The 26,967-nt window shown below is 45.7% G+C and carries 16 protein-coding genes and 1 pseudogene; 16 read left to right on the top strand and 1 reads right to left on the bottom strand.

The window, feature by feature from the left end; genetic code table 11:
- The first annotated feature begins 817 nt into the window (after window positions 1-817).
- The 13 genes and pseudogenes from HI950_RS29515 (at window position 818) to HI950_RS29460 (ending at window position 22,088) form a co-directional block, all read left to right on the top strand.
- Window positions 818-2,470 carry an extracellular solute-binding protein gene (locus HI950_RS29515; protein ID WP_169089287.1) on the top strand — a complete coding sequence of 551 codons (1,653 nt, stop codon included), beginning with the start codon at window positions 818-820 and terminating at the stop codon, window positions 2,468-2,470.
- Window positions 2,471-2,544: 74 nt separating this feature from the next.
- A complete protein-coding gene (locus tag HI950_RS29510; protein WP_169089289.1) occupies window positions 2,545-3,435 on the top strand; it encodes an ABC transporter permease in 891 nt (296 codons plus the stop codon).
- Window positions 3,436-3,453: 18 nt separating this feature from the next.
- Window positions 3,454-4,347 (top strand): carbohydrate ABC transporter permease, encoded by an 894-nt coding sequence (locus HI950_RS29505; RefSeq protein WP_169089291.1) that lies wholly within the window; start codon window positions 3,454-3,456, stop codon window positions 4,345-4,347.
- A gap of 74 nt (window positions 4,348-4,421) precedes the next feature.
- On the top strand, window positions 4,422-6,509 hold the full coding sequence (locus tag HI950_RS29500; RefSeq protein ID WP_169089293.1) for a DUF5054 domain-containing protein: 2,088 nt from the start codon (window positions 4,422-4,424) through the stop codon (window positions 6,507-6,509).
- Between the two features lie 25 nt (window positions 6,510-6,534).
- A complete protein-coding gene (locus HI950_RS29495) occupies window positions 6,535-8,724 on the top strand; it encodes an alpha-galactosidase (RefSeq protein ID WP_169089295.1) in 2,190 nt (729 codons plus the stop codon).
- Window positions 8,725-9,517: 793 nt separating this feature from the next.
- A complete protein-coding gene (locus HI950_RS29490; protein ID WP_169089297.1) occupies window positions 9,518-9,898 on the top strand; it encodes a response regulator in 381 nt (126 codons plus the stop codon).
- Window positions 9,899-10,111: 213 nt separating this feature from the next.
- On the top strand, window positions 10,112-15,481 hold the full coding sequence (locus tag HI950_RS29485) for a glycoside hydrolase family 2 TIM barrel-domain containing protein (RefSeq protein WP_169089299.1): 5,370 nt from the start codon (window positions 10,112-10,114) through the stop codon (window positions 15,479-15,481).
- A 509-nt stretch (window positions 15,482-15,990) separates the two neighbouring features.
- Window positions 15,991-16,512, top strand: a pseudogene (locus HI950_RS29480) (response regulator).
- A complete protein-coding gene (locus tag HI950_RS29475; RefSeq protein ID WP_169089302.1) occupies window positions 16,491-16,934 on the top strand; it encodes a hypothetical protein in 444 nt (147 codons plus the stop codon). Before HI950_RS29480 ends, HI950_RS29475 begins: the two are co-directional and overlap by 22 nt.
- Window positions 16,935-17,387: 453 nt before the next feature.
- Window positions 17,388-17,582: an ABC transporter permease subunit gene (locus tag HI950_RS36160; RefSeq protein WP_223285585.1), complete on the top strand. Its 195-nt coding sequence runs from the start codon at window positions 17,388-17,390 to the stop codon at window positions 17,580-17,582.
- 27 nt (window positions 17,583-17,609) lie between these two features.
- The gene (locus tag HI950_RS36155; RefSeq protein WP_223285584.1) at window positions 17,610-17,831 is read left to right on the top strand and encodes a hypothetical protein; all 222 of its coding nucleotides are present in this window, start codon (window positions 17,610-17,612) and stop codon (window positions 17,829-17,831) included.
- 115 nt (window positions 17,832-17,946) lie between these two features.
- Window positions 17,947-18,144, top strand: coding sequence for a hypothetical protein (locus HI950_RS29465; RefSeq protein ID WP_169089304.1), 198 nt, complete (start codon window positions 17,947-17,949; stop codon window positions 18,142-18,144).
- A gap of 95 nt (window positions 18,145-18,239) precedes the next feature.
- Window positions 18,240-22,088 (top strand): LamG-like jellyroll fold domain-containing protein, encoded by a 3,849-nt coding sequence (locus tag HI950_RS29460; protein ID WP_169089306.1) that lies wholly within the window; start codon window positions 18,240-18,242, stop codon window positions 22,086-22,088.
- Between the two features lie 526 nt (window positions 22,089-22,614).
- Here the strand turns inward: HI950_RS29460 and HI950_RS29455 are convergent.
- Window positions 22,615-22,839 (bottom strand): hypothetical protein, encoded by a 225-nt coding sequence (locus tag HI950_RS29455; RefSeq protein WP_169089308.1) that lies wholly within the window; start codon window positions 22,837-22,839, stop codon window positions 22,615-22,617.
- A 547-nt stretch (window positions 22,840-23,386) separates the two neighbouring features.
- Between HI950_RS29455 and HI950_RS29450 the strand changes: the two genes are divergently transcribed.
- From HI950_RS29450 to HI950_RS29440, 3 genes are all read left to right on the top strand, one after another.
- A complete protein-coding gene (locus HI950_RS29450; RefSeq protein ID WP_169089310.1) occupies window positions 23,387-24,163 on the top strand; it encodes a DeoR/GlpR family DNA-binding transcription regulator in 777 nt (258 codons plus the stop codon).
- A 77-nt stretch (window positions 24,164-24,240) separates the two neighbouring features.
- A complete protein-coding gene (locus HI950_RS29445) occupies window positions 24,241-25,992 on the top strand; it encodes a class I mannose-6-phosphate isomerase (RefSeq protein ID WP_169089312.1) in 1,752 nt (583 codons plus the stop codon).
- Window positions 25,993-26,005: 13 nt separating this feature from the next.
- The gene (locus HI950_RS29440) at window positions 26,006-26,932 is read left to right on the top strand and encodes an ROK family protein (protein WP_169089314.1); all 927 of its coding nucleotides are present in this window, start codon (window positions 26,006-26,008) and stop codon (window positions 26,930-26,932) included.
- The last annotated feature ends 35 nt before the right edge of the window (window positions 26,933-26,967 follow it).

Here is a 26,967-nt window from a genome sequence, read left to right as displayed (position 1 = left end):
CTTAATGGCCAGCAGCGTGGCTTTTTTATGTGATTTTTTTCAAATATTTTGGTTGAAAGAAATAGCAAATCATAACAAAGGATGAATTTGTTTAATAGGTTTTATTATTGGTATAGCAATCTAGCATGCTCATTTCGTTGCAATTTAGGAGGGAAACTCACATTAATTCCTTAAACATGAGTAAAAGATGACATGAAATAATTTCCTCATTACTGGCAGCTATGAGGTCAGTGGTTCCCTAGGCTCCACCAACCATAAAACGACTCAAGCCCTTGCGTAGCAAGGCTTTTTTGTTTGCTGTATTTAGATTTCAATAACTTACGATCCCACATTGATAATCTTGGGGACGGAAATGTGGACGAAATCTTTGGTGTTACTGCTGCACTTTTATCTCAGACTCGGACCGTTGTTGGGAAATGCATGGATAGAAGTATATTATTCACGTTTAAATGATGGGAGCAGACATTAGGATAGTAACTGAAAGTTAGATTATTCTTTCACGGTGAATAAAAATGATAATAGTTCTCACTTATTCGGATGATCAACGTCCATTACATAGATAACGGCCGATTTCAGGTTGAAAGTCGCATTGGGTATGGTACTACAATGACGATGAATATTCCGTTGACGAAGCGGAGAGGTACGCTAGAGTAGGAATTCAGTCGGAGGAGGTATGAAAATGGTCGGCGAACACACAAACATAAGAAACGGAGGATCAAATTCTACCTGCTATCGACTGTTTTCGCTCCTGTCTAGGACAAGAAGCATAGTACAATCGCTTTGTAAGCTAAACATACGATCTAAGGGGAGGTACAGAGTGAAGTTCAAGACAACCGCAGCAATGCTCATGTCACTTACGATCCTGATGGCGGCTTGTACTACGGGTAACAAAGAAGCGGCGCCAAGTACCGAGCCGAGCCAAACGAATGAAACGCAAGAAGCCGCCACAAATGATCCATATGGTAAGTTTAGTCAGCCGATTACGCTAACCATCGGGAAAGGCATCAGCACGAAAGACACGAATCTGCCAAATGGGGACACGGTCGATAACAACGAGTACTTCCGGTTCGTCGAGAAAAAACTGAATGTCAAAGTAAAGTTTGCTTTCCAGACGGAAACGGATGAAGCTTACCAGCAAAAACTGTCTGTTGCCATCGCGAGCAGAGATATTCCGGATGCATTCATCGTGAATGAAAAGCAACTGAAGCAATTGGCGGAAGCCGATCTGATTGCCGATCTGACGGACGTTTATCAGAAGCTGGGAGACCCGCGGCTTAAAAAAACTTACGATTCCTTTGGGGATCGTGTCTTGAAAAGGGCCACTATAAACGGCAAACTGATGGGTCTTCCGAGTACGAACATGGGGGGACAGCATAGCTTGACCTGGATCAGGCAGGATTGGCTCGAGAAAGTCGGGATGGAAGTGCCGAAGACGCTCGATGATCTGATTGCTGTGGCGAAAGCGTTTATCGAGAACGATCCGGATGGCAACGGTCAGAAGGATACGGTCGGCTTAACGTCAATACCGGACTTGTCCGCGTATGAAGGGAAGAATAACTTTAGTCCGATATTCGGTTCGCTTCATGCATATAAAGGCCAGTGGATGAGAGACAAGTCGGGCAACGTCTCCTACAGCTCCATCTTGCCGGAAATGAAAACGGCGTTAGCCAAGCTTCACGACTTGTATGCGGCCGGTATCATCGACAAGCAATTTGCCATCCGCAAAGATATTAACGAGCTTGGTGCGGCAGGGAAATTAGGCATCGTACTCGAACCATGGTGGAGTCCGTATGGCAGTCCGATACCCGATTCTGTCAAGAACGATCCGAAAGCGGAGTGGAAGGCCTATTCCGTTCCTGTCGATGAAGACGGAAAATTCAATACGTTTGATAAGGATCCGGCCGGTGCGTACCTGGTTGTCAGGAAGGGGTACGAACATCCCGATGCGGTTATGAAAGTGCTGAATGTCCAGTTCAACAGTAGTTACGATCCGGAATCGAAAGACATTTACAAGGGGCTAAACGTCGGCTGGTGGATATGGCCGTTTGCCCTCCTAATCGGTGATGAACCTGCCGTATACAATACCTATCTCAATCTGAAGAGCGCATGGGATGCGAAAGATCCGTCCAAACTTAACTCGCAAGAAAAAATTTGGTATGAATCCTTTGTGAAAAATGATGAGAATCCGAAAAAGGATTTAGTTGCATGGGCTGAAACGCTGGCGAGATTGGAGGGCTCGAAGGAAGTCAATCCAGCCAATTACGTTATCGCGCGCAACGTCTTTTTCGGACAGACGAAAACGATGGATCAGAAATGGGCTATTTTACAGAAGTTGGAAAATGAAACGTTTTTGAAAATCGTAATGGGTGAAGAGCCTGTCGACAAGTTCGATTCGTTCGTTGCGGAATGGAAGCGACTTGGCGGCGATCAAATCACCAAAGAAGTGGAAGAGGAAGTCAAAAAAAAATAAAAGGATAGGAAAGAAGCGGAGGGCGCTGAGTTGTCGACTTAGCGCCTTCCATGCTTCTGGGAAGGTGAGCGAGAATGAGGGACAAAAAAACGTTATTTCACTATCATCTTATGATGTTTCCCGGCGCCTTGCTGTTATTCGTGTTCAGCATCATTCCGATGTTAGGAATCATCATGGCGTTTCAGCGGTTTGTGCCGGGCAAGCAGATTTGGAAACAGGAATGGAACGGCCTTGAGAACTTTACCTTCATGCTGCAAATTCCAGATAGTAAGCAAGTGCTGTTCAATACAATCATCATCGCCTCGATGAAAATCATTGCAGGCATTATTGTACCGGTCACGTTCGCGCTTCTTTTGAATGAAGTCCGATTGCAAAAGTTCAAACGCTTGGTACAAACGATCGTTTATTTGCCGCACTTCATGTCGTGGGTCATTTTGGCGGGCATCATGATTAATATTTTGTCGCTGGAAGGTATTCTAAATCAATTACTTTCTCTTTTTGGTGTTGATCCGATCATGTTTTTAGCCAGCAATTCCTGGTTTCGACATATCATCGTGTGGAGCGACGTATGGAAGGAATTCGGATTCGGCGCTATCGTGTACTTGGCTGCTTTGACTGGCATCAATCCTGCGTTATACGAGGCGGCGGAAATAGATGGTGCGAGCCGCTTTCATAAGCTGAAGTACATTACGCTTCCCGGCATTATGCCGACGATTGTGCTCTTGACCACCCTGAGTCTCGGTAACGTGCTTAACGCGGGATTCGATCAAATATTCAACCTGTATAATCCGCTCGTCTACTCTTCCGGGGATATTATCGACACTTACGTATACCGGATTGGCATAGTGCAAATGCAGTATGGATTGGCCACGGCCGTCGGTTTGTTGAAATCGGTCGTAGCGATTGTTCTGATTGCGATTTCGTATCGATTGGCTTATAAATTCGCAAACTATAGGATTTTTTAAGTAAGAAAGGAGGACATCATGGTTAGATCGCAATCGTTATCCAATCGTACCGTTGATCTAGTTATTTTACTGGCGTTAGTCCTTACGGCGCTGATTTCGCTTTACCCACTCTGGTACACAATCGCTCTCTCCGTCAGTGACCAAGCAGCCGCGAACGCCGGAAAGGTGACTGTATGGCCGGTCGGGTTCAACCTGACGTCGTATCAAATTATTCTTGAAGATGATAAGTTTTTCAGGGCGTTTGGCGTCTCTGTCAAACGAGTGGTTTTGGGAGGAGCGCTTAATTTCATCCTGACAGTTATTATGGCGTATCCTTTGTCCCTGGAAAACAAGCAGTTCCGCGGAAGAAATCTGTACATGTGGTATCTCGTCTTTTGTATGCTGTTTTCCGGAGGAATGATTCCCCTATACATGACCATAACGACACTCGGCATGCAAAATACGATTTGGTCATTGGTCATTCCAGGGGCGGTTCCCATTTTCAATGTCATTCTGATTATGAATTTTTTTCGAAGTTTACCGAAGGAATTGAACGAAGCGGCGGTCGTCGATGGAGCGGGACCATGGTATACGCTGATGCGCATCTATATTCCGCTTTCATTACCAGCGATGGCAACGGTGACGCTGTTCAGTATTGTCGGGCATTGGAATTCGTTCTTCGACGGACTGATTTATATGAGCAAGCCAGAAAACTATCCGCTTCAGACGTATATCCAGCAGCTGGTCGTCTCTATATCGCCGGAAGCGATGAGTAACTTAACCTCAGATCAGCTGATCCAACTGATGAAAGCATCGGACAAAACTTTAAACGCGGCAAAGCTGATGGTCGCCATGATTCCGATTTTGTTAATTTATCCGTTCTTGCAGCGCTATTTCGTTCATGGCATCGTACTGGGATCGGTTAAAGAATAGCGGAGTCATAGGATCGTTAATGAAGGAATTAAGGGAAGAATTAAGAGGAAAATCAAGGAAAGAAGGCCAAATGTATGACAACAGTTAAAAAAGTACATGTTATTTTTAAAACGCATTTGGATATTGGGTTTACCGATCTTGCGGCTAATGTGGTTGACAAGTACATGAATACGTTTATTCCGCAAGCCTTATCATTGTCTGAACGTATGCAAAACGATGACGGACGGTCGAAATTTATTTGGACAGTTGGGTCTTGGCTGATCGACGAATATTTGCAATCTGCGCCTGAGGAGCAGCGGATCCAAATGGAGAATGCGATTAGCAGAGGCGAAATTGCATGGCACGGTCTTCCTTTTACGACCCATACGGAATTGATGGATAAAACACTGCTTGAATATGGCTTGTCGATTTCCAAGAAGTTGGATCAACGTTTCGGGAAAAATACCATTGCCGCGAAAATGACGGATGTTCCGGGACATACGATCGGCATCGTACCTATATTGGCTAGTTACGGAATTCGTTATTTGCATATAGGAGTAAATCCTTCCAGCAAGCCTCCGTGTGTCCCGCAAGCGTTTGTTTGGAGGGCGAGCGATGGCTCCGAGCTGATCGTTAACTATGCCGGTGATTATGGTCAAGCTCTGGAAGTGGAGGGACTTGAGGATGCGCTCTATTTTGCCCACACAGGCGATAATAACGGTCCTTCTTCCTTAGAAGATATAGAGTGGCTGTACAGTCGATTGCAAACGGAATACCCCGGTGCGGAAATTGCCGCGTCAACACTGGACGCATTCGCCGAAAAGCTGCTGGAATGTAAGCATGTGCTTCCGGTCGTTAGCGAGGAAATAGGTGATTCGTGGATCCAGGGCACGGCTTCCGATCCGCTCAAAGTGGCACGCTACCGGGAACTGCTTCGATTAAGGGACAAATGGGTGAGTACGGGTTCTCTAGATCCAAATGGCGAAAGTTACAGCAGGTTTTGCAATCGTCTCATGTTGATCACAGAGCATACTTGGGGGTTGGATGAGAAAACATATTTGGCAGATTACGTAAATTACTCTGCAGCTGATTTTTCGGCGGCGAGATCGAAGGATCAGTTTAGGGATGAAGTGGTTCAAGGTCCGTATTATGATACGTTTAATCGACTTGGACGAAAGGAGGAGCGCAGCTATCGACACTTTGAAAGCTCGTGGGAGGAGCAGCGCGCATATCTGGATCAGGCGGTGTCAGCGCTAAGTTCGGAATTGCAAATCGAAGCAAAGAAAGGGTTAGACAGCCTGAACCCTGTCAGTTCATATCATACAAATGACGCTGAAAACATTGAAAATCTTGAAATGAACCGATGCTATACGTTAGGAGAATTTCTAGTTAGCTTCGCTTCTGACGGTTCTATCAATCAACTGGTTGATACAAATAGGAAAGTATGGGCAAATGATGGAAATAGGTTGGCTGCCTACCGATATGAAACGTTTGGCCAAGAAAACTACGACCGCTATTTCAAGGAATATACGGTTGACATGAAAAAGAATTATATTTGGGCGATACCCGATCACGGAAAGCCCGGAATTGAATATGCAGAGCCTGCTCCGGAACATAAGCAGTACCGTCCGATTCTAAGAAATCTTCAATTGGAAAGGCGAGCGGACGCCGACAAAGTATGGGCTCATTTAGAGATGCCTTTCGATGCTTGCATGCATTATGGCGCACCTCATCAGCTCGAGATCGTATACACGTTCTATCATAACGATTTTAACATCGATGTGGAGTTAAACTGGACGGATAAATCGGCATGCCGTTTGCCGGAAGCGAGCTGGTTCTCGTTTGTCCCTTGCGTTGACAGTCCGAACATGTGGACGATGGACAAATTGGGTACACGGATATCGCCGTTATCGGTAGTAAAGAATGGCAACCGGAATATGCACGCTGTGAATACAGGACTTTATTATGAAGGTGCGGATGGACGTGTCGTGATTGAGACACTGGATGCTCCTGTAGTTTGTCCGGGTGAAAGACGATTGCTGCAATTTGACAATACGTTTGCTCCACTCGCGGGTGGCTTTCATTTTAATCTGCACAATAATTCTTGGGGAACGAATTTCCGGATGTGGTTCGAGGAAGATATGAAATATCGTTTCCGATTACAGTTCAGGTCTAACAAATAATAAAGTAATAGATTAGGAGAATATCATGTCCATTTATTATGATAACAGCAATCGAGTGTTTCATTTACGATCCAATAACTCCAGCTATATTATTCAAATCGTTAAGGGTGAAGTTCCAGCCCATCTCTATTGGGGTCCAAAACTGGGAGCAATCCAATTCCAGCCTTCATTAGATTTAGTAGAAAGATGCTCATTCAATCCAAGTTTTCTGCTAGAGGATAAAGCCTACTCTCTAGATACTCTACCAAACGAATTTCCGTCGTACGGCAATGGTGATTTCAGGGAGCCAGCGCTCGAGGTCCACTTGCAGGATGGTACAACAGTTACTGATTTCCGTTATGAAGGTTATACGTTAAGCAAAGGTAAGCCGCGTTTGCAGGGCCTACCCTCCACATATGTTGAGAGTGATGATGAAGCAGATACGCTGGAAATGGTTCTGCGAGATGCAAAAAGTGGACTAAAGGCGACTCTTGTGTACACCGTATTTAACCATATTGACGCAATTACACGTTCCGTACGTATCGAGAACTTAGGACAGGGCAAGATTGTACTGAACCGAGTATTAAGCGCTAATGTTGATTTCCATCATTCCAACTTTGATATGTTGCAATTGTCCGGTACATGGACCAGAGAACGCCATGTGCACAAGAGGCCGCTAGTACCTGGAATTCATCGGATTGACAGTAAACGCGGCTCCAGCAGTCATCAGCAAAATCCGTTTATTGCCTTGCTGGCTAAAGATGCGACGGAGAATCATGGTGAAGTATACGGGTTTAGTCTTGTATACAGTGGTAGTTTTCTAGCGCAGGCGGAAGTGGATCAATATGGGATGACCAGAGTTGGCATGGGTATTCAGCCATTTAATTTTCAGTGGTTGTTAGAGCCTGGAGATACATTTCAGGCTCCTGAAGCCGTACTTGTACGGTCGGCTGAAGGATTAGGTGGAATGTCACGAACCTATCACAAGCTCTATCAAACCCGTTTATGCAGAGGTAAATTCCGTGATCAGCAAAGACCGATTCTCATTAATAACTGGGAAGCGACTTACTTTAATTTCGACGCAGATAGAATAAAAGAAATTGCTCATGCAGGCAAAGAACTTGGTTTGGAGTTATTTGTCCTGGATGATGGCTGGTTTGGGAAGCGTGACAATGACGACAGCTCATTGGGAGATTGGGTTGAGGATCGGCGCAAGCTTCCAGAAGGACTCGGTAAGCTGGGAGAAGATATCACGGCAATGGGGATGCAATTTGGTCTATGGTTCGAGCCGGAAATGGTATCTCCAAACAGTAATCTGTACCGGGTGCATCCGGACTGGTGTTTGCATGTGCCAAGACATACACGAACATTAGCTAGGAATCAGTTGATTCTCGATTTATCGCGCCAGGATGTACAGGATTATATTGTGGATTCGCTCAGTTCCGTGCTCTCATCGGCGCCAATCACTTATGTAAAATGGGATATGAACCGGAATATGACGGAGATTGGTTCCGCCCAGCTCCCTCCAGAACGTCAACGCGAAACAGGGCACCGTTACATCCTTGGACTTTATGAGGTGATGGAGCGAATCGTCTCTAGTTTCCCACATATTTTATTCGAGAGTTGTTCCGGAGGTGGCGGACGATTTGATCCAGGAATGCTGTACTATATGCCTCAGACCTGGACTAGCGACGACACCGATGCGGTTGAAAGATTGAAGATTCAATATGGAACAAGTATGGTGTATCCTGCAAGTTCCATGGGGGCCCATGTTTCAGCCATTCCAAATCACCAGGTACAACGCAATACACCTTTGGAAACACGCGGGCATGTCGCAATGTCCGGGAATTTTGGATACGAGCTGGATCTGACCAAGTTAAGCGAATCGGAGTGCGAAGATATCCGGCAGCAGGTTGGCCAGTACAAAGAACTTCGAAAGCTAATCCAGTATGGAGACTTCTATCGGCTGCTCAGTCCTTTTGAAGGGAATGAGACAGCGTGGATGTTTGTATCGGAGGATAGAAAAGAAGCCTTTGCTGCTTACTTTAAGGTTCTTGCCGAGCCGAATGCACCACTCTGTAGATTACGTCTGACAGGACTCGATCCGAATAAGTCGTATCGTCTGCAGCATAACGGCAAGGAGTACAGAGGCGATGAATTGATGTACTTCGGACTCGCTATTCCACAGTTAGAGGGGGATTTCAGAAGTATCCTCTTTGTCTTACAAGAGATTTGATATAAAAAGTAATAAACTAACCGTTTGTCCCTCAGATTGTAGAGAAACCCACGCTTTTTCCGAAGCGATGGGTTTCTCTTTTTGTTCTGAGACATGGTTTGAAGAGAGCTTAAAGGGATTTCTCCTAGATTGCCCTCCTTTCTATGTGAAGGGCAATCTTTTTCATGTTCTGAACGGCAGCGGTCTTGAGCGCTTAGTATACAACAAACCCGGTACCTGCGCGGTACTGGATGGGGCTTGACATCGAGCTTAGTTACGTGTTGCGAATGATCCGCGTTCACTACGGAGACCTTAACGGTTCCGGATTGAAAGTCGAATCGGAGAAGGGACCTCGATGATGATGAAGATTCCGACTGGGGAGCCGGACGGCGATGCCTCGGCGGGAATTCCGTCGGCGACGGTATGAAATCAGTCGGAGGCCGGACAAGCTATTGAAAACAGCGGATCAAACTCAGCCTGCTGCCGACCATTTTCACTCTCACTCTTGGGAAAAAGTGCTATATACTCGAAGTGTAAAGAAAATTCGATTCAATGGGGATACGAAATGAAGTTCAGGACTGCAGTATTGCTTATGTATCCATCGCGAGCATAGAAATTCCGGATGCGTTCCTCGTGAATGAAAAGCAGCTGAAGCAATTGTCGGATCTTCCACACTCGTTGTCAGGTCCGCATGTCAAACCACAAAGGGCAACCGCGAATCTATAAAGATTTATATAACTTCCGCCATTTCTGTAACATGGGTGTAACACAGTCTGGTTAATGATTTAACTATTGAATAAGGATGGAATACTCAATGATAAAACCTATGGTAGTTGATGACGAGCATTGGATTCGGGAGGAATTGAAACGGACCATTGATTGGAGCCCGTACGGAACCCAATTCATTGGTGTTGCCGAGGACGGTTATAAGGCGTTGGAGTTAATCGAATCCCATGTTCCGGAAATCATTATTTCAGATATCAAGATGCCCACTATGGACGGTATTGAATTAATTGACGAAATAAAGAAGCGCAGAATCGATAAGAAGGTTATTTTTATTAGCGGCTTCGGCGATTTCACCTACGCTCAGAAGGCGGTCAAGCTGGGGGCGTTTGATTATAATCTAAAGCCGGTCGAGGAACCGATTACGCTAAATTCAGATTTGAGGCAACATACGGGGCGAAAAGTTTTGTAAGCGTTTTCTTTGTTGTGGCTTGACAACATTGCAAAACCTAGGTGAAAGGGGGGATTGAATGAAGAAAAAGGAAACATGAATGAATTCATTGGTCTTAAATTCATAGGGAGGTTAGGAGGTTGTATAGTACTGGAATCATAACTCATGTAGATGTATTTGTTTATATTTAATATATTAATTCCCAGATTCTAATTACTTTTAACGGAGGTAACAATGAAAAAAATGATAATCTCTGTACCTTTCTTGACCATTGTTCTATTTGCCTCGTTGCTCATGATAAGCAGCGTTGTAAGTGCTAACTCTGTTTGGCCGAGACCGATTGTCCCGCCGTTGCCAGATAGCGTTACGAATGTTACGACGCCTAAGGTTAGTTTGAATGGCACCTGGAAATTTACAAAAACGCCGCCGACCAATTTCTGGGATAACTCGTCCGATCCAGCGACGTGGCCAAATGTTAACGACGTTCAAATTCCAAGCGATTTGTCGATCAAAGGGTTTTGGACACACTGTGGAAAAGATAACTGTCTAACAGATAAAGATAAAGAGTTTCCATACAAGAAGCAAATAGCCATCCCGTCCGAATTTGCAGGGAAACGAATATTTCTACGGTTTGAAGCTGCTTACAACTTTGCCCGGGTATGGGTGAATGGCAATTTGGTACGTACACATATTGGGGCGTTCTCTGAATGGGATGCGGATATTACGGATTATGTGACGCCTGGTTCCGACGCATGGGTTACGATCGGCGTTACTGCGCAGGATACGTCAGTAGCGTTTTTCCATCAAAGAGGCATAACACGGGATCTGACACTATACGCGGCTCCTCAGGACTACGCTATGCGGCTTCATGCATCGACGGATCTGGATGCCGATTATAACAATGCGACATTAAAGGTAGAAAGTGGAGTCGTATTCAAAGGCGGATCGAATGCAACCGTCAATCTTTCATTGAAGGATCCATCCGGCAAAGACGTAGCACTTGCCCAGAACTCGATTTCCATCAGTTTATCTAATCCAGAAGGCAGTATCTCGATACCTGTGACCGCTCCTCTCAAGTGGGATGCCGAGCACCCGAATCTGTATACGTTGACTGGCACATTTGTCGTCGACGGCAAGACGACTCAGACGATTGTTCAAAAGATTGGCTTCCGTGAAATTCAGGTGAGCGGTCAAAAAGTACTTGTAAACGGCAAACCGGTCAATTTGCGTGGCGTTGCATATCAACACACTTATGCAACGGAAGGGTTCCGTACATCAGCAGAAGAGCATCGGAAAAACTTTTTGAAATTGAAGGCCGCGAATATCAATTATATTCGAACTGCTCATATGGCGCCGCCTAAGGTTGTACTGGACTTGGCTGATGAATTGGGCATGTTCGTAGAGTATGAGACATCCGTTATGTTTAATGGTGGTGAGAAAACGAACGCCCCTGCAAGAACTGAAGAATATATGACCCAATTCTCAGAAAATGTTGAGGCCGACAAAACGCATCCTAGCATCTTGTACTGGTCCATTGCCAACGAAAGTGCTGCAGGTTCTAATATGACGAAAATGCTGGATTACATCAAACTGGAAGATCCGACTCGTCCGAATAAACATAGCTGGGGCTACAATGGTGTAAACACTTCCATTTATAGCGTCCATTATCAAACGGATTCGCCATCATCTACGAAACCGACGATTTACGATGAACTTGCTCACGGTTTTTACGTGGAACCTGCTTTTGATCCGGGAATTCGCGATTATTACGGCGAATATCTCTCGAAATATTGGGAAGGCATGTACGCTAATAAGGGGATTCTCGGCGGTGCGTTGTGGACAGTGATGGATGCTTCGTTTCAGACGGCCGGTAGTAACGGTGTCAACGCCAATTGGGGTACCACAATGGATGCATGGGGCCGTGAAAAACCAGAATACTATAATGTGAAAGAAGTATTCAGTCCCAATAAAATTACTGGGAATGCATTGGTTAATCCTGGAGCGAATAAGCCTCTGATCATTAAGGTAGAAAATCGTCACGATTTTACTAATATGAGCGAGATGAATATCACTTACAATGTCGGATCGAGCTCGGGAACAGTGAATGCGAATATCGATCCGCGCGCGACTGGGACGATTACTATTCCTGCCCGTGACTGGAAGTTGGGGGAAGTCCTCAATTTGAAGTTTACAAATCCGCAGGGTTATTTGGAAAACGAATATAACTTGACGATAGGCAAACCGCTCTATAGCTTTGCTGATCCGTCCGGCTCAGCTCCGGCGATTACGGAAGATTCGACATCCTTGACCGTGACGGGAACTGATTATGCTCTTAAGTTCAGCAAAAGTACTGGTATGATCACGTCGGGTATATACAGCGGCAGCACCGTATTGACAGGTGGACCGTATTTGAATATGGGGAAGGTATCCCTTTCAGCCTGGACTTTCAAATCGATAAAGAGCTCCACCGTCAATAACGAAGCCGTCATTACGATTGATGGGACTTACGGTTCTGTCGGAGCTACCTTCGCCATCCAAGTTGACGGAACAGGACTTATCCGTACAACCTATACGGTGACGAATCCTCCATCCGGATATTCAGAAGTAGGCGTGGGGTACGACGTTACGGGCAATGCGGATACGCTATCTTGGCTGAGAAACGGCAAATGGACGTCTTATCCGTCAGACCATATTGGGCGCAATGCAGGACAGGCAATCAAACATAAGCCATCGGGCCAGATGGATACTTATGGAGTGAAGCCGACGTGGTCATGGTCGCTTGACGAAAAAAACTTTGGGGAATTTGGAGCCAACGATCCTGGTGATCGGGGGACAAATGACTTCCGAAGCTCCAAAACTTACTTCATTTACGGTTCCTTGATTTTGAATGACTCCAACATCCGGCTCCGTGCCGAAGGGGATGGAACGGGCTCAATCAGGGCTCAGATCAATGGAAGCAATACGCGTTTGAACATCAATAACTTATGGGCGGTTCCGACGAAGACTCAGTGCTGTGACAATTTCGCCGAAAAAAATATTTCGATAGCTAACGGCTACAGCAACACGGTACAAATGAGGCTTACGAATAGCGACACAGTCAACACAGCGTATACGAATAATTTAAACCTGGATCCTACACTAAAATTGAGTGCTACGAGTGTCAATAGCGACCCTCAATTTTCGCTGGATAAAGCTTTAGATAGGGATTTAGATACTAGTTACAAGAGTGGAGATTCGCCCAGCTTCCCGGAGTATTACACAATGAAATGGCCAACAGGACGGACAATCGATACTGTCAGTATTACGTGCGGTTCATGTCAAGATCAAGGGATTACGAACTTCGACGTGGAAGTATCGGATGACGGTACCACGAATTGGACGAGGGTCGCTTCATCCGGCGATATAACTAACACATCAAACTCCGGGTATGAAACGAAGACCATCGGGTTCCGACAAGTTGCTAACAAGAAAGGTGTACGTATCAAAATCAATAATGCTAACTTATCGTCAAATCATTTTGCGATCAACGAAATCTTTGTGGGCAGATTGGTTGAACTGGCCACGGCAAGCGCATCCTCCGTCAAAGGCGACAAGAATTTTTCGCCGGATAAAGCGATAGACGGGAATCCTGACACAAGTTACGTGAGCACGGATTCACCCGGGTTCCCGCAATATTACACGTTGGATTGGCCGTCAGGGCAAACATTCAATACGGTCAACATCTCATGTGCTTATTGTTCTGACCAAGGTGTTAAGAACTTTGACGTGGAAGTATCCGATGACGGTTCCACGAACTGGACAAGAGTCGCTACTTCCGGCACATTGACTTACAATTCTGATTCTGGAATTCAAACGAAGTCTATCTTCTTTCCACAAGTTACGAACAAAAAAGGGTTTCGGATTAAAATCAATAACGCTAACTTAACGTGGAAGCATTTCGTTTTGAATGAAGTCGTAGTCACCAATACGGCGCCATCGGCAGTTGTCAGCATAAAAGCGCCTGCAGACGTTACAGTTCCCGTCAAAACTGAAAAAACGGCGACTGCGCTTGGATTGCCAGGCAGGGTAACGATCGTCACCGATGTGGGGAGTATGGATGCGATTGTGACATGGGATTTGAGCACCGTTAATTACGATCAGAATAGCGATACTGCGCAAACCTTCACGGTTCCAGGAACAGTTACCCTGCCTGCCGATGTCACAAACCCGAATAACGTACCATTGACAACAAGCATTAGCGTATCTACAAAGCTTGTCGAACTAGTAGCCCACTGGAAGTTCGATGAAGGATCCGGTACAACCGTCGGCGATTCTTCAGGCAAAGGCAACATCGGAACGCTGGTTAACAATCCGACTTGGACCGATTCAGGCAAGATCGGCGGAGCGCTTACTTTCAGCGGCGGTTCTAGGGTCGAGATCAACGCTCCAGCAACTTTGAATCAAACAGGTGACGAGACCGTGTCGTTGTGGTTCAAGACTTCTCAGCCTGCAACCAGCACCACGAGTATTTTTCGTCAAGATAAGCGTTTTACAGCCCTTCAGTTGGCAGGCGGGAAGGCTCAGGTGGCCTATTGGCCTAATAGTTCATCCAATCTTAAAACGCTATCGTTTCCATGGACCTACAGTGATAATCAATGGCATCATTATGTGGCTTCCTACGATAGTTCAACTGGGCTGAAGATTTATGTCGACGGTAACGTAGTGGCAAGCGATACAATGAATCTCGGACCGCTTCCGGCTGTCACAAATAAAATCGCGCTGGGAGCCGCCGAATTCGGCGGAGAAGCTTACAACGGACTGCTGGACGACGTTCGCGTATTTGACCTCGAATTGACTCAGGACCAAGTAAGTCAATTGATGAATGCTGGAATTGATCAACAAGCACCAACGACAACGGACAATGCGCCAAACGGCTGGGTCAATCAAGACACCACGATAACCTTAAGCACAAGCGATAACGGAACGGGTGTAGTCAATACCTACTACACGGTAGACGGTGGCGCTGAGCAAACGGGAACTTCCGTCGTATTGTCAGAAGAAGGAGTTCATAAGCTTGTATATTGGAGCGTAGACAAAGTAGGCAACGTGGAGCAAGCGCATACGGTATCCTTTAGTATGGATAAGAAAGCTCCATCGATCGCGGTGACCGTACCGGGAGACAACAGCATATATGAAGATTCCGGGGATTTGACGCCTCAGATTAATCTGACCGATAATTTGTCGGGTGTGGACAGCAGCAAGACGACGGTGACGCTCAATACGTATTCTTACCAAATCGGAACGACGATCACGCTTTATAAGTTGCCGCTTGGGCAGCATACGCTTGTTGTATCCTCCAGCGACTTGGCTGGCAACCAGGTAAGCAAGACAGTTCAGTTTACGACGGCAACCAGCATCGATTCTTTAAAGGCATTGGTGAAACGCTTTGCTAATAACAAAGAGATCAATAAAGCCGATACTACCACTAGTCTGCTGAATAAATTGGCAAACAACGATCTGAAAGGCTTTGTGAATCTAGTGAATGCTCAAAGCGGGAAGAGCATCTCAAGCAAAGCGGCTGGATATTTGCTTCGAGACGCTCAATATTTATTGACACAAAAGTAGAGCAATTCAAGTGTTTGAAACCAAAAGAATAAACACAGATGTCATCACAATAGCGAAATGTAGGATGGATCGGTAATGAAACGGGGGGAGATCAATTTTCTCCCCCCCATCGATTTGGACGATTAATGGTACCAAAGGTGTACTAAAGCTGCATTACCTCGCTCTGCAACGGGATACCGGCTCATATTACATATGTAATGTGACGGGCGCCGTTGGCGTAGAAATTGACCTAATTGTTGTTCATTATCATATTATCATCTAGGAGTTAATACGCATGCCATTCACAAATTTTAATCTCAGCCTTTATTAAGCAATTCCATTTTAAGCTTCCCCCGGGGATTTATGATTACGTCAGGGGATAAATTATTTTCTGCATATATATGGTAGCCGAGAGAGAAATTAGCAGAAAATCGCGGTATAGGCAATCAAATGGTTCTCCATAACATTGAGATGGTAGTCCTGATAGTACTATATCAGAGGGCTATCCTTTTTTTTATTGAAGCTTGATTATGTCGACTTACAGGGAAATTACGTTAGGATCGAGGCGATACAAAATGTTAAATACATTGATTGTGGATGACGAGAAGCTGGTTCGCAAGGGACTTATTTCCACGATGCCTTTGGATAAATATGACATCCGAATTGTCGGCGAAGCGGGGAACGGTCGAGCGGCACTCGATTTCATGCAACAACACAAAGTCGACCTGTTGTTCGTCGATTAGACGATGCCGACAATGAGTGGTTTCGAACTGATGAAGGCGGTTCGTGCTCAGCATCCGAATACCTGGATCGTCGTGCTGACGTGTCATCAGGATTTCGAATACATTCAAGAAGCGATGCGTGCCGGAACAATTGACTATATCATCAAAACGCAGTTGGAAAAAGAAAGCATGGATAACATGCTGGCGCGATCGTACAGAGAATCCAGTTTGACGAAACGAATAAAGTGGCGGGAACGGGTATTTCCAAGCCGAAGACGGAAGACAGACCTATTTATCTATTGGTGCTCATGTCTACAACCAAGCAACTAGATCCAGTTTCCGATTTGATGAAAGCTGGCATTTTTTCCGTAACACCGTTCGGCGGTCAAATTTGGTCCATTGCTTGCACGGATGACGAAATAGAATCGTCCTTACGTCGATATGCAGCTCAATCGAATGATTACGTCCTTATAAAAGCTTATGGAAAGCCGGAATTATCCGTCGTAAGCATTCGGACTTATTTGTTTTACGAATACGAACCGAATCGGAAAGTATACGAGCTGACGATGATGCCGGCAAAATCGGTGGACAAACAAATTCTCGATGAGCCAAAACTGCTTGATGAAGTGTTGCTCTTATTGAGGATTATCAACGTCCATTACGCAGATAACGGCCGATTTCAGGTAGAAAGCCGCATTGGGCATGGTACGACGTTGACGATGAAAATTCTGTTGACGCGAAAGGTACGTTAGAGTAGGAATTCAGTCGGAGGAGGTATGAAAATGGTTGGCGAACACACAAACATAAGCAACGGAGGATCAAATTCTACCTGCTATCGACTGTTTTCGCTCCTGTCTAGGACAAGAAGCATAGTACAATCGCTTTGTAAGGTAAATATACGATCCAAGGGGGGAAATAAAGAATGAAGTTCAAGACAACCGCAGCAGACGCCGTAACAAATTATTCATGACGACGATAAATTTTTCAGGGTATTTGGCGTCTCTCTCAAACGAGCAGTTCTAGGAGGGATGATTAATTTCATCCTAACATTTATAATGGCGTATCATCTATCCTTGGAAAACAAGCAATTCCGCGGAAGAAATCTGTACATGTGGTATCTCGTCTTTTGTATGCTGTTTTCCGGAGGAATGATTCCCCTGTACATGACCATAACGACACTCGGTATGCAAAATACGATTTGATCTTTGGTCCTTCCAGGGGCGGTTCTCATTTTCAATGTCATTCTGATTATGAATTTTTTTCGAAGTTTGCCAAAGGAATTGCACGAAGCGGCGGTCATCGATGGAGCGGGACCGTGGTATACACTGATGTGCATCTATATTCCGCTTTCATTACCAGCGATGGCAACGGTGACGCTGTTCAGTATTGTTGGGCATTAGAATTCGTTCTTCGACGGACTGATTTACATGAGCAAGCCTGACAACTTTCCGCTTCAGACGTATATCAAGCAGTTGGTCGTCTCTATATCGCCGGAAGCGATGAGTAACTTAACCTCAGATCAGCTGATCCAACTGATGAAAGCATCGGACAAAACTTTAAACGCGGCAGAGCTGATGGTGGCGATGCTTCCGATTCTTCTGATATATCCGTTTTTTAGCGGCATAGTGCTCGGATCGGTTAAAAAATAGCGGAGTCATAGGATTGTTAACAGAATTGAAATAGACAAAACGTGAGATGTGACGATGCTTACTTTGTTCGTGGTCTATCCATTTTTGTAAACGCTTACCACGACGGAAGTGATGAATGAGATTCAGTACGGGTATATTCGCCGGCCGAATCATGAAGCGTGCCCGGATGAGCGGGCAGATCGGGGACGTCATGAGCAATCCTCTCATTAAGGCAGCTTATGCGTTGAATTGTCCGGTGCTTACGGTTTCCGGTCATGCTCCAGAAGCGTTCAGCTTCCTCGCTTGCGATAAGCCGAACATCATCATCGATTGAGTCAAGATGAGCGAAGATGGGCTGGTGACTGGGTGGAGCGCATCTATGAAGCGAAGGATACCACTCAAAATGAAATATTTGAAGGAGTGATAGGAATGTTAAAAAAAGTAAAAACGAAAAGCTGTTTTTCCTTGGCATTGTTGCTTGTGGTGAATCTTGTCATAGGAATCGCTACACAAGTTCCTGCAGAGCGGGTCAGCGCAGAAGGTGAGAATGCGTATCAAGAGACCGAAGACGTACAGCCTGTTCTTCGCGCTACTGCAAACACAGCAGAAGGCGCGTACACGTATCAGGTGACTGAAGCCCCCGAGTGGGATGCCGTGTTCAATAAAACGGATCATATGGGAGATGGATTTTTGTGGTTGCCATTCGGAATTAAGAACCGGCAAGGACTTGGGACATCGTTGACCAAATCAGCCATTCTTTTCAATGATTCTTTTGTTGGCGACAGATGGAATTGGGTTTCGGGAAGCACGCTAGGAAAGTATACGGGGATTGATGCCAATACCCCTTCCATCAACTATGTTTGGGGCACTAATGGACAAAAGCAAAACTACAACCCTTTACATGAGATCGATAAAGCGGAGAGCGGATATTCGGGAACGGTTGCCTGGAACCTTGTCAGCGGCTATGGAATGAGTGGAATTAGAAGCACTTCGGATACACATGATACGAATTATCGCAAAATGTGGCTTTCAGACCATAAACCATCGGTGGCCAACAGCTATGTTATTTTTGACGCTTATGCAGTAAAGGAACTGGGCAAAATGTATATTTGGAATTTCAATGAGCCCACACATACAAGCAAAGGCTTGAAAAATATTAAAATATTCACATCTGAAGATGGAGTATCCTATACGGAATTTACGGGCGACAGTTATCCATTCCAAATTCCGCAAGCTGGCGGTACAGCACCGAACGGCTACGCGAAGGAAATTGATTTCGGATCCATTTCATCCAGATATGTGAAAATTACGTACAATCCGGTTTCGAATGACGGTAACTGGGGAGACCTTGACATGTTTGGTCTAAGTGCTGTCCGCCTCTATGACAGCACAGGTCATAAGCTTGTTTTATCAGCTAGAGCAGGTTCTACCGCTGACCGCACAAAGTATAAAAGTGTCGACAGTTGGAGTAAGTCAGGGATTACTTTAGGAAATTACTTATATTTCTATCTTCATAACAGAGATAACAATGCATTCCAGCTTATGAGATATACCATTACTAATGGCGAGATTGATTTTAATTCCCTTAAAGCTTTTGATGCGCTTCCATATATGTATTACCAGAGCATTCCTAGTGGATTTTCACCACAAGCAGGTGATGCCAGGGTTGGCAATACTATTCGTTTGAAGGAGTTTGAGAGTTTAGCTTTTTGGGAAGATGATGATGGCTATGTTTATGGGCTAGGTGCAGATGAAATTTATGATGGAGTTGATCCTAAATCTAAATCTAAATTACTTCTCTCAAGAGTGCCCAAAGATAGCTTTGAAGATTTTAATGCAAGGGAATACTGGAATGGCACAGGTTGGTCGCGAAATTATGAGACCGCTTCTAATTTAAAGGATGTATCCGGAAACGATATTGTTCCTGTCGGAAATATACCTGGCTTTTTTAAAGCAAAGGGTGGTCAATTGGATGGCAAATATGTTCTGGTTTATATGGAGAACGTAGATGGGGACTCCTATTTTAGAGTGGCTGATCATCCGTCGGGACCGTGGAGTGATAAGAATCTCTTGTACGCGCGCGAAGGCAATGAGTATATTTACAACACCGGAGCAGTCCCTTTTATATCAAAAGAGGGGGAATTCTACTTTTATCTTATTAAAAATGAAACTTCAATGAAATTTTTCAAGTATTCTGAAGTGATAAATGGCGACAGTCCGAATTTGGCACTAAACAAAACGGTTACGGCGGATAGCGCATGCAGTGACACAACAGCAGCAGCTGATGCCGTGGACGGAAGCGTAATCCAGGGGGAAAAATGGTGCTCGAGCTCCAATGACCGCTGGTTGCATGTTGATCTTGGTTCCGAGCAAAAAGTGAATCAGTTTGTCATAAAGCATGCATCGGAAGCTGCGGAGAGCGCCTCTTATAATACGAAAGCTTACACGATTCAAGTCAGCAATGACGACACAAACTGGACTACGGTGGTCAACGTAGACAATAATAAGTTCGGCGTTACGGTAAACAGTATTGCTGAAGCGTCGGCTCGCTACATCAAGTTGAATGTTACAACACCAACGCAAACCACCGATCAGGCAGCAAGAATTTATGAGTTTGAGGTATATGGGCCTAATCCTACAGTTAAAACGCTTCATAACGTTATAACTCCTAAAGCGATCACAGCGACAATTGGAGTAGCGAAGACAGCGGAAGCCCTTGAACTGCCTGCGAAAATAATGCTGGCAACCGATGCAGGAGCTTTGAAGGCTGACGTGACTTGGGAAGTAGCTGGTACAAGCTACGATCCGACTGTCACGACGGGGCATACCTTTACGGTAAATGGAGTAGCAACATTGCCTACTGGAGTCATCAATCCGAACAATGCTCCATTGACAACTACCATTAGCGTAACGACTAAGCATGCCGAACTAGTAGCCCACTGGAAGCTCAATGAAGGCTCCGGTACAACTGCTGGTGATTCTTCAGGCAATAACAACACCTTATCTTTGGTAAATAACCCAACATGGACTAATTCAGGCAAGATCGGCGGAGCGATTACTTTCGGCGGAGGATCAAGAGCGGAGATCAACCCTACGGCAACGTTGAACAAATCGGGTGACGAGACGGTGTCACTCTGGTTCAAGACTTCTCAGCCTGCAACCAAATACTTGAACCTTTTCCAGCAAGATAAGCGTTTCACTGCCCTACAGTTGACAAATGAGGGGACAGCTCGCGCGGCTTATTGGCCCCAAGCTCCATCTAGGCTTAAGTTGCTGACGTTTCCGTGGACCTACAGCGATAACGAATGGCATCATTATGTGGCTTCCTACAGTCACACTATGGGTATGAAGATCTATGTTGACGGTAGCTTAGTGGCAAGCGATGAAACGAATATCGGAAAGCTTTTGGCTGTAACGAATAAGATCGTAATTGGAGCCAATGAGTCCGGCGGAGAAGCATACAATGGACTACTCGACGACGTTCGCGTATTTAGCGGTCCGTTGGATCAGGCTCAAGTCACGCAATTGATGAATGCCGCCGTCGATCAAGTAGCACCAACGACAACAGACAATGCGCCAAGCGGCTGGGTCAATCAAGATATCACGGTAAGCTTAAGCGCAAGCGATAACGGATCGGGTGTAGCCAATACCTACTACACGGTAGACGATGGCGCTGAGCAAACGGGAACTTCCGTCGTATTGTTAGAAGAAGGCGTTCACAAGCTTGTATATTGGAGCGTAGACAAAGCAGGCAATGTGGAGGTAGCCCAGTCGCTGGAGGTCAAAATCGACCTTACGTCACCTGTGGTGAAAATAACAGGTGCACCTTCGTATACGATTGACCAGACGGTCACCATGACGTGCAGCGCGACCGATGTCATTTCGAGTGTATACGGTACACCATGCGCTAAACCGCTGCTTCAGGCCAAAGCGTATACTCTATTGTCCGGTCAGAATACGGTATCGGTCACAGCGGAGGACATGGCGGGTCATAAAACGACGGCTACGCATACGTTTATGGTTAAGGCAACGTTTGACAGCTTAAAGACAGTAACAACTGCGTTTCTGCAGGCAACGAATGTCAAAGGATGGGAAAGTGTTGCAACATCATTGAATTCTAAATTGGATCAGGCTAAAGCTGCCGCTGCCAGCGGAAAAATAGACGCGGCGAAGAGCATGATGGCCGACTATATTGGTAAAGTAACGGGTCAATCCGGAAAATCCTTTACGAAAGAACAAGCGGACATCCTGATCCGGTGGGCTAAAACGATTATCTAGACCGAAAACGGCTTTGCCAATGTTGGCGAACTGGAGTTCTACGAGAAGATCGCACGATGCTTACGCTTCTGCTGATCAAAGCCGCAGCCATTAGCGCTGACCAGTACATGGCGGAAAGTGTTGCGACTCTTTCTACGACTGTAGAATAACCTCTTCAAGTGCAGAAGCGGCGCAAGTGATTTACAATTTTATTCATTAAAAAAGTACTCATCAATAAAGGATGCCACTAAGCAAGAATGGCATCCTTTATTGTATTTAAGGAGCGATTTAACATAAGGGTGTCAACTCACGAAACGAAAATAATCGTACGTTTTAGAGAAAACTTAAATTTTTTGATATTCTTTTTGCGAGGACGGGAAACTAAAATTGACTACATCGATGTGAAACAAGGGAGAAAAGTATGAACGATTCGTCGAACCAAGGAGCTTCTTGCAGCTGACTACAAGATAAATGTGAGGTAAACATAATGATTAATGCGGAATGCAGAGCGGTAATTATAGACGACGAAGCCTGGATTCGGGAAGGGTTAAGCGAACATATAGAGTGGAAAAAGCTCGGGATCTCTAATGGCCTCTTTATTGATGACAGAGTCGTCCGCTAAGCTTTCCACGTATATCACCGCAGCTTGCACGCTGCTATCGCCAAGCTGAAAGCTTCGGTGTATAAGGTCCGGAATCTCGCCTAATTTGCTTATAATCATGCTTGTGTTTTCGTCAAGAGAAGAGACAAGCTCGCATACAGCCGTTACCATCTTGCTTGACTCCTTAAACCAGAATAATCGTTATTATTTGTATTTAACGGAAGATTATGCACTGCAACTCCATCTTTCAGGGTTTATGCACAAGCAAAGGAATCTGATACCTTCCAGGACGGTGAGCAACTTTAGCACAGATGGGATCAACTATCAATGGCAAAAACTTCGCATAAAGTAGAAAAAAGTCTATTTAACGAAAGGAACAAGATAAAGGCTTACATGTATGAGATCACCCACGATAGCTTCTAGAATTTGGACAGCCAACAAAAGATGATTCACAGCAAATTGGCGTCAGTACTGTAACGGCGTTAGTTTTAATTTTCTTTGTGGACGATATTGGTTAACAATTGTCCCGACGAGACATGTTGATTCGGGCGCCAATCTTTAGCAGCATGTCTTGGTATAAGCGTAAGACGTGAACAAAACCAGTCACGTCTATTTTTCTGTATTAAGGTTCCCAAAAGGTCTTCAAAACCAAAAGGGATAGATTTTGAACATTTTCGATCATTTGTGTTAGAATGAGTGAAAACACAGGGGGTGCGATATGCTACCGTTGCAAAGGAAACAAGCACTGTTAAACTATATATCCGAACATGGCGCTGCCACAATGAAAGAGCTGAGCGATCATTTTGGAGTATCGGAAATGACGATCCGCCGTGATTTGAACGTGCTTGAGAAGGAAAAGCACGTGCTACGTTCCCATGGAGGAGTGATCTTTCGAGATTCTCTCTCCTCGGAAGAAGAACCGGGTTTGGACGCTAAACAGTCCCACAATCAGGATGTTAAAGACCGCTTGGCTACCTATGTGGCCGAACGATTTGTGCGAGATGGGGACGTGCTGATCCTAGAGAACGGAACAACGGTTTCCCGTATGGCTGAGCTTCTAGTGTCGTACGACCAGTTGACCTTGCTTACGAACGGAATGGAAACGTTGAGCCGCTTTCGCCCGTTTGTATCGGAGAGAAATACCATCATTTGCTGTGGTGGCATGCTAAGGGAAGTATCCGGAACCTTTGTCGGACCAGTCGCGGAAGAATTTTTCGAACGGTATCATGCAGATACCTTGTTTTTATCCGCCTTGGGGTATTTATCCGAAGGAGGCTTTACCGATCCTAATCTGCTTGATACGCAAGTAAAGAAAGCGATGATCCGTTCTTCCAAGAAGGTCGTTATGGTTCTCGACTCGTCCAAGATCGGAAGAAGATTTTTCTCGACTGTGGCTCATCTTACCGATATTGATGTTTTTGTTACGGATCAAGGCATAGGGGATGAGGACAAGAAGCACATCGAAGAAAGCGGCGTGGAGCTACATATCATCTAGATGACAAATAACAATGTTCATTTGTGTTAATTTATGATATATTATGATAAATTAATGCGAAGGAGCTGTGGAATTACATGAAATCTTCATACAACAAGGAGCCATCCATCACGATTCGAAATTGGGAGCATGAAGCTTGGTCGGGCTATAAGGCGATCGGGGATACGATAGAGGCGTCAATTGCGAATAAGAGGAAGAAGAAGGTGATCGTCGTTGTGGAATGTTACCCTGGCGTCAGACAGGAGGAAATTCTCGAAGGATTGGCAGTCTCCCTAAAGCCGAAAATGATTGTCAGATCTGAAGAGGCAGCACTCGACCCATTAGAGGCTGATCGCAAAGTCGAGCGTTATATGTCAGACGATCGCGTATTCGGGTACATGGCGCCTTTCAATATAGATGAGTTTTACCAGCCGGATAAAGTCGACAAATTACGTAGTAAGATAGCGGCGATAGATAACGGGATTATCGTGGTCATCGGATTCGGGGCCTCACTTATCGCAAGTGGTGACGTTCTAATCTATGCGGACTTAGCACGTTGGGAAATTCAACTTCGTTTCCGAGCGAAGGAGATGGGCAACTGGCGGACAAGTAAAAGAGAAGATGATACTCTTCGTCTCTACAAGCGCGGTTTCTTCTTTGAATGGCGCATGGCGGACCGGCTCAAGAGATCTCTGTTCGATCGTATCGATTACTATCTGGATTCAAATTCCAAGAATGAACCTAAGATGTTATCCAAGCAAGCGTTGTTCGCCGGGCTATCTCAGACCGCAAGCCAGCCGTTCCGGCTCGTACCCTACTTCGACCCGGGAGTATGGGGCGGTACGTGGTTGGAGTCTAACATAGATCTACCCCAAAAAAATCATCCATACGCATGGGGTTTCGATGGTGTGCCGGAAGAAAACAGCCTTTATTTTCAATACGGATCTTTGCGTTTGGAGATACCTGCCATCAATCTAGTCTTCTTCGAATCGATTAAGCTGCTGGGGGAGAAGGTCTATTCGCGCTTCGGTGCTGAATTCCCGATTCGGTTCGACTTCCTCGATACGATAGGAGGACAGAACCTGAGCTTGCAGGTGCATCCGACTACTGACTATATCCGCGAGCAGTTCGGCATGTCTTATACGCAGGACGAAAGCTATTATATTCTTGATGCCGCGCCAGGGGCAGAAGTGTATCTAGGGCTTAAGGAAAACATCGATCCCGCAGCCATGATAACGGATTTGCGCAAAGCACAGAATGGGGAATGTACGTTTCCAGCGAAGGAATATGTCAATGTATATCCTGCAGCCAAGCATGATCATTTTCTCATCCCAGCAGGAACGGTCCATTGCTCCGCATCGGGCTGTATGGTGCTGGAGATTAGCGCTACGCCTTATATTTTCACGTTTAAACTATGGGACTGGGATCGGCTCGGTCTCGACGGGCTGCCTAGACCCGTTCATGTGGAGCATGGGGCCAAAGTCATTCAATGGAACCGGACTACCGAATGGACGACGTCGGAATGCGTGGGCCAGATCGAAAAGGTGGCGGAAGGTGAAGGATGGATAGAAGAGCGGACGGGTCTGCACGAGCTCGAATTCATCGAGACGCGTCGGCACTGGTTCTCGCTTCCCGTCATTCACGAGTCGAACGGAAGTGTTCATATGCTGAACCTTATCGAAGGCGAAGAGGCGACCGTTGAAAGTCCTGATGGATCGTTCGAGCCATTTGTGGTCCGATTTGCGGAAACTTTCATTGTCCCTGCTTCCGTCTCGACCTACTTGATTCGGCCAAGCGGTAAAAGTGAAGGGAAAACCATCGGTACGATAAAAGCTTATGTCAGAGCTTAGGAGGTAGCCTAAAATGAATTCTTCTATTATTCTGGCCTTCGATGTCGGAGGAACGCAGATCAAGGCCGCGGCGGTATGCGGAGGAACGATTATCGGGCCGAGCGTCGCGCATTACGAATCTCGAGCCGAATTATCCGCAGATGAGATCATCAATAACTTTGCTAGGATTGTTAGGGACGTTATCTCCAAAGTAGAGCAAGATAACCAGCGGATTAGCGGAATTGGTATGGCGTTTCCCGGTCCTTTCGATTATGAGAACGGGATAAGCCTCATTCGGGGCTTGGGCAAATTTGATTCCTTATACAGGCTCCCTATCGGAAAGATGCTAGAGGAAGCGCTTCACTCTGATGCTACCGTGCAGGAGAGGCTTGCCCCGGAGTTCCGCATCACTTTCGAGAACGACGCCTCATTGTTCGGCCTCGGCGAAGCCGTCTACGGGGAAGCCCAAGGCGCAGACAGGGTCGTATGCTTAACAATCGGAACGGGGCTCGGATCCTGTTTTCTGGAGCATGGACGCTTGGTGAAACAACGGAGCGACGTTCCGGAAAACGGTTGGTTGTATGAAGTGCCCTATCGAAACGGGATTGCGGATGACTATATCTCCAAAAGAGGTATTATTCAATTGGCTTTGGAATTGGGGATGGATTTGAGAGGTCGTGACGTACGCGAGTTGGCGAATTCCGCTATATCCGAAGAGCCGGGTGCGAGACAGCTTTTTGAGCTATTTGGTCAGCGAATGGCCCTCATTTTATCACCTGCTCTACGTGTATTTGTACCTGACAGGATCATTCTAGGCGGCCAAATCTCCAATAGCGGCTTTTTGTTCGCTCACACTTTTCAAGAGGGATTGGCTTCGCAGGGCCTTAGGACGCATGTTTTAATAAGTCAAGATACACTTACAAGCACTTTTAAGGGGATTTATGATTACGTCAGGGGATAGATTAAAGGGTCTCCAAAACATTGAGGGTAGTTCTG

Source organism: Paenibacillus sp. PL91, from assembly GCF_012935325.2.
Classification (GTDB): domain Bacteria; phylum Bacillota; class Bacilli; order Paenibacillales; family Paenibacillaceae; genus Pristimantibacillus.
This window is presented reverse-complemented; position numbering and strand designations above follow the sequence as displayed.